Genomic DNA, 10,582 nt, shown 5'->3' with positions numbered 1-10,582 from the left:
CCCCATTTTGGAACCACTGCACCATAAAGCCTGCAATATTTTACCTACACTGAATATTTCTCAGCAAAACCTGTTGTACTACGCGAGTCTGGCAAATTTCTATACCGTTTACGATCTGCGTCAACTGAAACCCGAGCAGGCGCGTCTTTATCTGCTGTGTTATGCATGGGTTCGTTATCGTCAGTTCAGCGATAACTTGGTGGAAGCCATGTTTTTCCATTTGAAAAAGATCGAGGATGAGAGTCGCCGTGTAGCTAAGCAGCTTCTGGTTGACGTTCAAGAAAAACACCGGCGTGAAACGCCTAAGATCGGACGACTGCTGTCTCTTTATGTTGATGATAGTGTCTCAGACTTTACCACCTTTGGCGAAGTGCGCCGTAGAGCGTGGAAGATTATGCCACGGGAGACACTGCAAACCACCGCTCAGCGTATGAGCGTAAAACCCGTCAGCAAACTGGCATTACAGTGGCAAGCTGTCGATGGTATGACCGGATTAATCCGGCGTCACCTTCGACCATTATTTCTGTCGCTCGACCTCAACAGTGTAGTCAGCGATAGTCCGTGGGTAAAAGCCATGAACTGGCTTAAGGTGGTATTCAGTAAAAAGCAGACGCTTTCGCAGCGACCACTAACAGAATGCCCAAAGGGAACATTACCCAAACGATTACGCCCGTATTTGCTAGAGTTTGATGAGAGTGGCGAAGTCATTGGACTGAATGCTGGGCGCTATGAGTTCTGGCTCTACCGACAGATTAGAAAACGCTTTCAGGCAGGTGAATTCCACCTCAATAACAGTCTCCGTCATCGTCATCTTTCTGATGAACTGGTACCAGAAGGAAAAAAGGCGACGGTGCTGGCTGAAATGAATATCCCATTTTTGCACAAGCCGATCAAAACACAACTAAAGAAGTTGGAGTCTGAACTGCATCGACAATGGAAAGCATTCAACCGCGAGCTAAAACAGGGAAAGTTGAAGCATGTGATATACGATAGAGAAACGCAGAAGCTGACTTGGCATAAACCCGTTGTCAATCGTAATAAGGCAAAAGAGACGCGATTCTATGAACAGCTACCATTTTGTGATGTGGCTGACGTTTTTCGCTTTGTTAACGGGCAGTGCAATTTTCTTCAAACCATGAAACCACTACAGCCCCGTTATGCTAAAAAGAATGCTGATGTCGATAGTTTGACGGCGGTTATCGTTGCTCAAGCAATGAATCATGGTAATCATGTAATGGCTCGAACCAGCGATATTCCATTCCATGTATTAGAAAGCACGTACGAACAATATCTCCGTTTTGCGTCACTTGTTACAGCTAATGACTGTATTACCAACGCGATAGAGGCACTGTCAATTTTCCCATACTATTCATTTGATCCTGAAACACTTTATGGTGCTGTTGACGGACAGAAGTATGGAGTTGAACGACCAACAGTAAAGGCTCGACATTCGCGTAAATACTTTGGCCGAGGTAAGGGCATGGTCGCCTACACAATGCTGTGTAACCACATTCCGATTAACGGCTACCTAATTGGAACAAACGACTATGAAGCCCACCATGTCTTTGACATCTGGTATAGAAACACTTCTGAGGTGAAGCCCACAGCCATCACTGGTGATATGCACAGCTTAAACAAAGCCAACTTTGCGATCTTGCACTGGTTTGGTTTGCGCTTTGAACCTCATTTTACAGACCTGAACAAGCAACTACAGGAGCTGTACTGTGGCAGAGATCCATCAGCCTATAAAAATTGTCTAATTCAACCAGCAGGGCGGATTGATCTTGAGCTTATCAGTCGTGAAAAAAACAATCTTGATCGCATTGTGGCCACGCTGGGATTGAAAGAAATGACGCAAGGAACGTTAGTCCGCAAACTGTGCACATATTCAACAACCAACCCAACAAGACGAGCTCTGTTCGAATATGACCGATTGGTGCGTAGTATTTACACGTTGAAGTACCTGCGTGACCCGCAGTTAGAGCGTAATATACGGCGCTCCCAGAACAGGGTTGAATCCTACCACCAGTTACGTGCTGCAATAGCCAAAGTAGGTGGAAAGAAGGAATTAACAGGAAAAAATGACATTGCATTGGAAATCAGCAACCAATGTGGTCGGTTAATTTCCAATGCAATCATCTACTACAACTCAGCGCTCCTGTCACGATTACTAGAGCGACTGGAAGCGGAAGGCAATACTAAAGGCATTGATGCTCTAACTCGGATATCACCGGTGGCCTGGCAACACATTTTACTGAACGGCCATTATACCTTTCAAAACAGTAATGAAATTATTGATTTAGATGAGTTGGTCGCCGGCCTAAAACTAGGGTAACGGAAATTTCGGCGGTTCCGGCGTAGAACCCCATTTTTATCACAGCGACATTTATGGATAAATTAAACCAACATGCAATATAGCGATAAAAGACTAACGCGCTGAGAAACCTGTCTTTTCCTTTACCTATTTTATGGCTGAAAATCCGCATCCCTGCACCCTCTTTTATTTTCTCTTCTTATCTCTTTATTTTCTCTTCTTATCTCTGGGGGCGCTCGCCAAGAAGAATGTGCGGAGCCTAAACCCGGCGTTCTTTTTTCTATCTCTCTTTTCTCTCTTTAATAAAACACCCACAGCTTAATTTCAGACCAGGGCCGAACCGGGTTTTAAATACTCGTCACCGGATGTGGGAATTGTCACCGAATCATTCTCAACCCCGATCTCAGGGGGAAAAGTAGTACGCGGTTTTTCTCACAAAAAGGCACGGCGGTGATGTCCAGCTCCCTGCCCCGGAGCGAAGCGTAGGGGCTTACCCCCTCTCTTGCATGTTGGTTTAATTTATCAGGTTTATGCCGGAAATTCCCCCAACTCCTTTCCCCTTCTTCCCTCAAATCAGCCCCCTACTGGTGGGGTTTCACCAACGTAAATCCGCCTCGTTGATTATCTCCGTCGCGCTGGCTGGATATATCAAGTCACCTGATAGTTAAAACCAGTTTGTTAATATAAAAATATCAAAGTCAGGACTCTGTTTTTACCCGAATGATTAATGCCGCGATAAGCACCAAAGCTATTATTGCTCGTCACTTCCATTCAAATTAATTACGCCACATGTTTCAGTAAATGGGAAAGGCCAGAAAACTAACCCCCTTCTCTAAACATCACATTCTTTCAGCAAAAGGGGCTTACTTAATCTGGATAAGACTGACCAAAGAATTAACGGTGCGAGAAAGTTAGCACCCAATTGCTCGCTGTTATCTTCAATTCAAAGAGAGAGAAATAAATAACAGATTGATTCCCGCCTCACTATTCGACCCCTTATTCCGCCATGAGACAATTTCATTATCTGAACGACACGTTAATGCAATTAAACCGGAGGTGACTGCTCCCCGCCCTGTCGGGCGAGGCTTCCCACTTCTTAGGCCGCAACCGTCTGTGTGACGGATTTACGCTGGCCTCCATGGGCAGAAACGACGAGTCCCGCCGCTTGTAATTCCAGTATGCCCTTGCGTTCGATGTTGATCGCCGCATTGATATCACGGTCATGTTCAACTCCACACTCTGGACACTGCCATATGCGCTTATGTAATGGCATTTCCGGCATCTTGTGACCGCAACAATGGCAGGTTTTCGAACTGGCGAACCATTGATCCAGTTTCACCAGATGCACGCCTTTCTCTGCGGCTTTGTATTCCAGTTTTGTGATGAATCCAGACCATCCCGCATCGCCTATCGCACGCGCCAGATGGTGGTTTTTCATCATATTTGCCGCTTTCAGCGTCTCGACAATTACCGCTTGGTTTTCGTCAACAATTGCACGAGATAACTTGTGCTGAAAATCGGCACGGGCATTGGCTACCCGTTCGTGAACGGATGCAAGTTGTATTCGGGGTCGTCTCAGAATTCGGAAAATAAAGCACGCTAAGGCGTAGTCACCCCGTGACTCCCCCGCGCCGATGCAGCGAGCTTCGTTCCGTCTTGCAGTGACGCAATCAGCGGGCAGGAAACGTTCCCTTTCCGCGCATGGCAGGCGCACACCAGTTCAGACAGCACGGCCTCCATGCGTGCCAAGTCGGCCATCTTCTCGCGCACATCCTTGAGCTTGTGCTCGGCCAGGCCGCTGGCTTCCTCGCAATGGGTGCCATCCTCCAGCCGCAGTAGCTCGGCGATTTCGTCCAGGCTAAAGCCCAGCCGCTGGGCCGATTTCACGAACCGCACTCGTGTTACATCCGCCTCGCCATAGCGGCGAATGCTGCCATAGGGCTTGTCTGGCTCCGGCAGCAGGCCCTTGCGCTGGTAGAACCGGATGGTCTCCACATTGACCCCGGCCGCCTTGGCAAAAACGCCAATGGTCAGATTCTCAAAATTAATTTGCATATCGCTTGACTCCGTACATAACTACGGAAGTAAGCTTAAGCTATCCAAACCAAATTTGAAAGGACAAGCGTATGTCTGAACCACAAAAGTCTGAACCACAAAACGGGCGCGGCGCGCTCTTCGCCGGTGGGCTGGCCGCCATTCTTGCGTCGGCCTGCTGCCTGGGGCCGCTGGTTTTGATCGCCTTGGGGTTCAGCGGGGCATGGATCGGCAACCTGACGGTGCTGGAACCCTATCGCCCGATCTTCATCGGCGCAGCGCTGGTCGCGCTGTTTTTCGCCTGGCGGCGCATCTACCGCCCGGCGCAAGCCTGCAAACCGGGTGAGGTCTGCGCGATTCCCCAAGTGCGAGCTACTTACAAGCTCATTTTCTGGATCGTGGCCGCGCTGGTCCTGGTCTCGCTCGGATTTCCCTACGTCATGCCATTTTTCTATTAATCACAGGAGTTCATCATGAAAAAACTGTTTGCCGCCCTCGCCCTCGCTGCCGTTGTTGCCCCCGTGTGGGCCGCCACCCAGACCGTCACGCTGTCCGTGCCTGGCATGACCTGCGCCTCTTGCCCGATCACTGTCAAGCACGCGCTTTCCAAGGTTGAGGGCGTGAGCAAGACCGACGTAAGTTTCGACAAGCGCCAGGCCGTCGTCACCTTCGACGATGCCAAGACCAACGTCCAGAAGTTGACCAAGGCGACCGAGGACGCGGGCTATCCGTCCAGCCTCAAACGCTGATCCGTTAACCGAACTCGGGAGCGACACATGGGACTCATCACGCGCATCGCTGGCAAAACCGGCGCGCTCGGCAGCGTCGTTTCCGCGATGGGCTGCGCCGCCTGTTTTCCTGCCATCGCCAGCTTTGGCGCGGCCATCGGACTGGGCTTCTTGAGCCAGTACGAGGGGCTATTCATTGGCATCCTGCTGCCGATGTTCGCCGGCATCGCGTTACTCGCCAATGCTATCGCTTGGCTCAATCATCGACAGTGGCGACGCACGGCGCTCGGCACGATAGGCCCGATCTTGGTGCTGGCAGCGGTGTTTTTAATGCGGGCTTACGGCTGGCAGAGCGGTGGACTGCTCTATGTCGGCCTGGCCTTGATGGTTGGGGTGTCGGTCTGGGATTTCATCTCGCCAGCACATCGCCGCTGCGGGCCGGACAGCTGTGAATTGCCAGAACAACGTGGCTGACGGCAACAGCCGTAGCCACCACAGAAAAGGAAAAATACATGACCACCCTGAAAATCACCGGGATGACCTGCGACTCGTGCGCGGCTCACGTCAAGGAAGCCTTGGAGAAAGTGCCCGGCGTGCAATCGGCGCTGGTGTCCTATCCGAAGGGCACAGCGCAACTCGCCATTGAGGCGGGCACGTCATCGGATGCGCTGACTACCGCCGTGGCCGGACTGGGCTACGAGGCAACGCTTGCCGATGCGCCACCGACGGACAACCGCGCCGGCCTGCTCGACAAGATGCGCGGCTGGATAGGGGCCGCTGATAAGCCCAGTGGCAACGAACGCCCGTTGCAGGTCGTCGTCATTGGTAGCGGTGGAGCCGCGATGGCGGCAGCACTGAAGGCCGTCGAGCAAGGCGCGCAGGTCACGCTGATTGAGCGCGGCACCATCGGCGGCACCTGCGTCAACGTCGGTTGTGTGCCGTCCAAGATCATGATCCGCGCCGCCCACATCGCCCATCTGCGCCGGGAAAGCCCATTCGACGGCGGCATGCCACCCACACCGCCGACGATCTTGCGCGAGCGGCTGCTGGCCCAGCAGCAGGCCCGTGTCGAAGAACTCCGTCATGCCAAGTACGAAGGCATCCTGGACGGCAATTCAGCCATCACCGTTCTGCACGGTGAAGCGCGTTTCAAGGACGACCAGAGCCTTATCGTTAGTTTGAACGAGGGTGGCGAGCGCGTCGTGATGTTCGACCGCTGCCTGGTCGCCACGGGTGCCAGCCCGGCGGTCCCGCCGATTCCGGGCTTGAAAGAGTCACCCTACTGGACTTCCACCGAGGCCCTGGCGAGCGACACCATTCCCGAACGCCTTGCCGTAATCGGCTCGTCGGTGGTGGCGCTGGAGCTGGCGCAAGCCTTTGCCCGGCTGGGCAGCAAGGTCACGGCCCTGGCGCGCAATACCTTGTTCTTCCGTGAAGACCCGGCCATCGGCGAGGCGGTGACAGCCGCTTTCCGTGCCGAGGGCATCGAGGTGCTGGAGCACACGCAAGCCAGCCAGGTCGCCCATATGGACGGTGAATTCGTGCTGACCACCACGCACGGTGAATTGCGCGCCGACAAGCTGCTGGTCGCCACCGGCCGGACACCGAACACGCGCAGCCTGGCATTGGAAGCGGCGGGGGTAGCCGTCAATGCGCAGGGGGCCATCGTCATCGACAAGGGCATGCGCACCAGTAGCCCGAACATCTACGCGGCCGGCGACTGCACCGACCAGCCGCAGTTCGTCTATGTGGCGGCAGCGGCCGGCACTCGTGCGGCGATCAACATGACTGGCGGCGATGCGGCCCTGGACCTGACCGCAATGCCGGCCGTGGTGTTCACCGACCCGCAGGTCGCCACCGTGGGCTACAGCGAGGCGGAAGCACATCACGACGGGATCGAGACCGACAGTCGCCTGCTAACACTGGATAACGTGCCGCGTGCGCTTGCCAACTTCGACACACGCGGCTTCATCAAGCTGGTCATCGAGGAAGGTAGCGGACGGCTCATCGGCGTGCAAGCGGTGGCCCCGGAAGCGGGTGAACTGATCCAGACGGCGGTGCTCGCCATTCGCAACCGTATGACCGTGCAGGAACTGGCCGACCAATTGTTCCCCTACCTGACCATGGTCGAAGGGCTGAAGCTCGCGGCGCAGACCTTCAGCAAGGACGTGAAGCAGCTTTCGTGCTGCGCCGGATGAGGAAAAGGAGGTGTTCAATGAGCGCCTACACAGTGTCCCGGCTGGCCCTTGATGCCGGGGTGAGCGTGCATATCGTGCGCGACTACCTGCTGCGCGGATTGCTACGGCCGGTCGCGTACACCACGGGCGGCTACGGCTTGTTCGATGACACCGCGTTGCAACGGCTGCGCTTTGTACGGGCTGCCTTCGAAGCGGGTATCGGCCTGGACGCACTGGCGCGGCTGTGCCGGGCGCTGGATGCTGCGGACGGTGACGGTGCGTCTGCGCAGCTTGCCGTGTTGCGGCAACTCGTCGAGCGTCGGCGCGAGGCCCTGGCCAGCCTCGAAATGCAACTGGCCGCCATGCCAACCGAACCGGCACAGCACGCGGAGAGTCTGCCATGAACAGCCCAGAGCACTTGCCGTCTGAGACGCACAAACCGATCACCGGCTACTTGTGGGGCGCGCTGGCCGTGCTCACCTGTCCCTGCCATTTGCCGATTCTCGCCATTGTGCTAGCCGGCACGACGGCCGGCGCGTTCATCGGGGAGCACTGGGGTATTGCAGCCCTCACGCTGACCGGCTTGTTTGTCCTGTCTGTGACGCGGCTGCTGCGGGCCTTCAAGGGAAGATCATGACCGCTTCCCAGCCAGCCGAGAGTGGGCAGCTTTGAGCTTCGCTACCAATCTGGAGGAGTACCACCATGAACGCAAACGCCCCGAACACTGCCAGTTGCACCACCTGCTGCGTATGCTGCAAAGAAATTCCGCTCGATGCCGCCTTCACCCCGGAAGGCGCGGAATACGTCGAACATTTCTGCGGGCTGGATTGCTATGAACGCTTCCAGGCACGCGCCAAGGCCGCGACAGAATCTGACATTGCGCCTGTCCCTGGCGGTTCGCAGCCGTCAGATTGAGGCATACCCTAACTTGATGTCAGATGCCATGTGTCATTTTCAGAAGACGACTGCACCAGTTGATTGGGCGTAATGGCTGTTGTGCAGCCAGCTCCTGACAGTTCAATATCAGAAGTGATCTGCACCAATCTCGACTATGCTCAATACTCGTGTGCACCAAAGCGAGGTGAGCATGGCGACGGAGGCTCTGTTGCAAAGATTGGCGGCAGTCAGAGGTAGGCTGTCGCTCTGCGCCGATCAGGCGGCTGCTGCGAAATGGTGGTTGAGCATGCCCATGGCCTCCGTCAGCGCCGAGGGCCCAATGCCAAAAGCTCTCTCCACAAGGCGCACCTCGCCCCTGATGCCGGGCTGCAGGCACCAGGGGCGAGCCTGTCCTTTGCGCAGGGCTCGCATGACTTCGAATCCCTTGATCGTGGCATAGGCCGTGGGGATCGATTTGAAACCGCGCACCGGCTTGATCAGTATCTTGAGCTTTCCGTGATCGGCCTCGATCACGTTATTGAGATACTTCACCTGCCGGTGGGCCGTCTCCCGGTCCAGCTTTCCTTCGCGCTTCAATTCGGTGATCGCTGCACCATAGCTCGGCGCTTTGTCGGTATTGAGCGTGGCAGGCTTTTCCCAGTGCTTCAGGCCTCGCAGGGCCTTGCCCAGGAACCGCTTCGCTGCCTTGGCGCTGCGGGTCGGCGACAGGTAGAAATCGATCGTGTCGCCCCGCTTGTCGACTGCCCGGTACAGGTAGGTCCACTTGCCCCGCACCTTGACGTAGGTTTCATCCAGGCGCCAGCTCGGATCAAAGCCACGCCGCCAGAACCAGCGCAGCCGCTTCTCCATCTCCGGGGCGTAGCACTGGACCCAGCGATAGATCGTCGTATGGTCGACCGAAATGCCGCGTTCCGCCAGCATTTCCTCAAGGTCGCGATAGCTGATCGGATAGCGACAATACCAGCGCACCGCCCACAGGATCACATCACCCTGGAAATGGCGCCACTTGAAATCCGTCATCGTTCCGTCCGTCCAATCTCCGCCAAGCATGCTCAAGCTTCACGATTTTTGCAACAGAGCCCACACGAGTATTGAGCATAGTCGAGATTGGTGCAGATCACTTCTGATATTGAACTGTCAGGAGCTGGCTGCACAACAGCCATTACGCCCAATCAACTGGTGCAGTCGTCTTCTGAAAATGACATTTGGTATCTCTCATAAACGGATGTTTTTGAGAGAACTATCTTCGGCCTTCACACGCACGAAAGGCGGCGAAGCTCCGCCGTTAATCCGTCCGCCGGAGATCTCGCCCAGGCAGGCTGAAGGCCGAGCAAGCCTGACAGGCCCGAAAAGCCCGGCACGGGCGTCGGCGGCGATGACGGCGGCGGCATTATCCAGGGTTGATGATGGAAGTGGAGGATATCGACAACCTCTCGCGCAACCAAGACATCGCGGTCGGACTGCAAGTGATCTTGAAGCCACGGGCCCGTCCCACCCCGACATGGACCTCGATGCCCGAACGGACGTTAGATTTCGAGTTCTAGGCGTTCTGCGATGAAGGTTGGATCCCAGCCGGGATTGAAAGTGTCGACGTGGGTGAATCCGAGCCGCTCGTATAGGCCACGCAGGTTCGGGTGGCAGTCGAGCCGCAGCTTGGCGCACCCCTGCGTTCGCGCGGCATGGCGGCAAGCCTCGATCAGCGCGGAGCTGACACCCCGGCCCGCATGTGTCCGTCGCACCGCGAGCTTGTGCAGATATGCGGCCTCCCCCTTGAGGGCGTCGGGCCAGAACTCGGGATCCTCGGCCGACAAGGTGCAACAGCCGACGATGCCGTCGCTGCAACTCGCGACTAGGAGCTCGGATCTCAGGACGAAGGTCTCCGCGAATGTCCGGTCGATCCGCGCGACGTCCCAGGCGGGCGTTCCCTTGGCGGACATCCACGCCGCAGCGTCGTGCATCAGCCGCACAACCTCGTCGATATCACCCGAGCAGGCGACCCGAACGTTCGGAGGCTCCTCGCTGTCCATTCGCTCCCCTGGCGCGGTATGAACCGCCGCCTCATAGTGCAGTTTGATCCTGACGAGCCCAGCATGTCTGCGCCCACCTTCGCGGAACCTGACCAGGGTCCGCTAGCGGGCGGCCGGAAGGTGAATGCTAGGCATGATCTAACCCTCGGTCTCTGGCGTCGCGACTGCGAAATTTCGCGAGGGTTTCCGAGAAGGTGATTGCGCTTCGCAGATCTCCAGGCGCGTGGGTGCGGACGTAGTCAGCGCCATTGCCGATCGCGTGAAGTTCCGCCGCAAGGCTCGCTGGACCCAGATCCTTTACAGGAAGGCCAACGGTGGCGCCCAAGAAGGATTTCCGCGACACCGAGACCAATAGCGGAAGCCCCAACGCCGACTTCAGCTTTTGAAGGTTCGACAGCACGTGCA

12 protein-coding genes and 3 pseudogenes are annotated in these 10,582 nt (G+C 55.9%); 9 read left to right on the top strand and 6 right to left on the bottom strand.

Features of this window, described 5'->3' with window-relative positions; all coding sequences use genetic code 11:
* Window positions 1-2,335 (top strand): Tn3 family transposase (locus PSF42_RS20035; RefSeq protein WP_272680536.1); only part of this gene is annotated, 2,335 nt, incomplete at its 5' end.
* A gap of 1,075 nt (window positions 2,336-3,410) precedes the next feature.
* Here the strand turns inward: PSF42_RS20035 and PSF42_RS20030 are convergent.
* Window positions 3,411-3,890: pseudogene (locus tag PSF42_RS20030) on the bottom strand (RNA-guided endonuclease InsQ/TnpB family protein); the annotation flags it as partial.
* A gap of 23 nt (window positions 3,891-3,913) precedes the next feature.
* Window positions 3,914-4,369: an Hg(II)-responsive transcriptional regulator gene (gene merR, locus PSF42_RS20025; protein ID WP_001166628.1), complete on the bottom strand. Its 456-nt coding sequence runs from the start codon at window positions 4,367-4,369 to the stop codon at window positions 3,914-3,916.
* Between the two features lie 71 nt (window positions 4,370-4,440).
* Here merR and merT point away from each other — a divergent pair, with 71 nt between their 5' ends.
* The 8 genes and pseudogenes from merT to PSF42_RS19985 form a co-directional block, all read left to right on the top strand.
* Window positions 4,441-4,806, top strand: a complete 366-nt coding sequence (gene merT / locus PSF42_RS20020; protein WP_001294656.1) for a mercuric ion transporter MerT — start codon at window positions 4,441-4,443, stop codon at window positions 4,804-4,806.
* 15 nt (window positions 4,807-4,821) lie between these two features.
* Window positions 4,822-5,097, top strand: coding sequence for a mercury resistance system periplasmic binding protein MerP (gene merP, locus PSF42_RS20015; RefSeq protein ID WP_000732275.1), 276 nt, complete (start codon window positions 4,822-4,824; stop codon window positions 5,095-5,097).
* A 27-nt stretch (window positions 5,098-5,124) separates the two neighbouring features.
* Window positions 5,125-5,550, top strand: coding sequence for an organomercurial transporter MerC (gene merC, locus PSF42_RS20010; protein WP_000522996.1), 426 nt, complete (start codon window positions 5,125-5,127; stop codon window positions 5,548-5,550).
* Between the two features lie 38 nt (window positions 5,551-5,588).
* Window positions 5,589-7,274: a mercury(II) reductase gene (gene merA / locus PSF42_RS20005; RefSeq protein WP_000209296.1), complete on the top strand. Its 1,686-nt coding sequence runs from the start codon at window positions 5,589-5,591 to the stop codon at window positions 7,272-7,274.
* A gap of 17 nt (window positions 7,275-7,291) precedes the next feature.
* The gene (merD, locus tag PSF42_RS20000; RefSeq protein WP_001277466.1) at window positions 7,292-7,657 is read left to right on the top strand and encodes a mercury resistance co-regulator MerD; all 366 of its coding nucleotides are present in this window, start codon (window positions 7,292-7,294) and stop codon (window positions 7,655-7,657) included.
* Entirely contained in the window at window positions 7,654-7,890 is a 237-nt protein-coding gene (gene merE, locus PSF42_RS19995) for a broad-spectrum mercury transporter MerE (protein ID WP_001087807.1), read from the top strand. The genes merD and merE overlap by 4 nt, the downstream gene beginning before the upstream one ends.
* Window positions 7,891-7,955: 65 nt before the next feature.
* Window positions 7,956-8,168: a DUF3330 domain-containing protein gene (locus PSF42_RS19990; protein ID WP_000993245.1), complete on the top strand. Its 213-nt coding sequence runs from the start codon at window positions 7,956-7,958 to the stop codon at window positions 8,166-8,168.
* Between the two features lie 32 nt (window positions 8,169-8,200).
* A pseudogene (locus PSF42_RS19985) lies at window positions 8,201-8,266 on the top strand (EAL domain-containing protein); the annotation flags it as partial.
* A gap of 139 nt (window positions 8,267-8,405) precedes the next feature.
* Here PSF42_RS19985 and PSF42_RS19980 read toward each other — a convergent pair.
* From PSF42_RS19980 to PSF42_RS19965, 4 genes and pseudogenes are all read right to left on the bottom strand, one after another.
* The gene (locus PSF42_RS19980) at window positions 8,406-9,170 is read right to left on the bottom strand and encodes an IS6-like element IS6100 family transposase (protein ID WP_001389365.1); all 765 of its coding nucleotides are present in this window, start codon (window positions 9,168-9,170) and stop codon (window positions 8,406-8,408) included.
* 117 nt (window positions 9,171-9,287) lie between these two features.
* Window positions 9,288-9,356 (bottom strand): annotated as a pseudogene (locus PSF42_RS19975) (EAL domain-containing protein); the annotation flags it as partial.
* A gap of 320 nt (window positions 9,357-9,676) precedes the next feature.
* Window positions 9,677-10,177, bottom strand: coding sequence for a GNAT family N-acetyltransferase (locus PSF42_RS19970; protein WP_000376623.1), 501 nt, complete (start codon window positions 10,175-10,177; stop codon window positions 9,677-9,679).
* 127 nt (window positions 10,178-10,304) lie between these two features.
* Window positions 10,305-10,582, bottom strand: a 278-nt coding sequence (locus PSF42_RS19965) for a dihydropteroate synthase (RefSeq protein ID WP_032001697.1), incomplete at its 5' end; no start/stop codon positions are given.

The organism is Providencia sp. PROV032 (genome assembly GCF_028484875.1).
GTDB lineage: Bacteria > Pseudomonadota > Gammaproteobacteria > Enterobacterales > Enterobacteriaceae > Providencia > Providencia rettgeri_E.
This window is presented reverse-complemented; position numbering and strand designations above follow the sequence as displayed.

Excerpts from the sequence above, each read along its gene's own strand:
- merA (WP_000209296.1), top strand. The coding sequence starts at position 5,589 with ATGACCACCCTGAAAATCACCGGGATGACCTGCGACTCGTGCGCGGCT.
- PSF42_RS19980 (WP_001389365.1), bottom strand. The coding sequence starts at position 9,170 with ATGACGGATTTCAAGTGGCGCCATTTCCAGGGTGATGTGATCCTGTGG.
- merR (WP_001166628.1), bottom strand. The coding sequence starts at position 4,369 with ATGCAAATTAATTTTGAGAATCTGACCATTGGCGTTTTTGCCAAGGCG.
- merP (WP_000732275.1), top strand. The coding sequence starts at position 4,822 with ATGAAAAAACTGTTTGCCGCCCTCGCCCTCGCTGCCGTTGTTGCCCCC.
- merT (WP_001294656.1), top strand. The coding sequence starts at position 4,441 with ATGTCTGAACCACAAAAGTCTGAACCACAAAACGGGCGCGGCGCGCTC.
- merC (WP_000522996.1), top strand. The coding sequence starts at position 5,125 with ATGGGACTCATCACGCGCATCGCTGGCAAAACCGGCGCGCTCGGCAGC.
- merD (WP_001277466.1), top strand. The coding sequence starts at position 7,292 with ATGAGCGCCTACACAGTGTCCCGGCTGGCCCTTGATGCCGGGGTGAGC.
- merE (WP_001087807.1), top strand. The coding sequence starts at position 7,654 with ATGAACAGCCCAGAGCACTTGCCGTCTGAGACGCACAAACCGATCACC.
- PSF42_RS19990 (WP_000993245.1), top strand. The coding sequence starts at position 7,956 with ATGAACGCAAACGCCCCGAACACTGCCAGTTGCACCACCTGCTGCGTA.
- PSF42_RS19970 (WP_000376623.1), bottom strand. The coding sequence starts at position 10,177 with ATGGACAGCGAGGAGCCTCCGAACGTTCGGGTCGCCTGCTCGGGTGAT.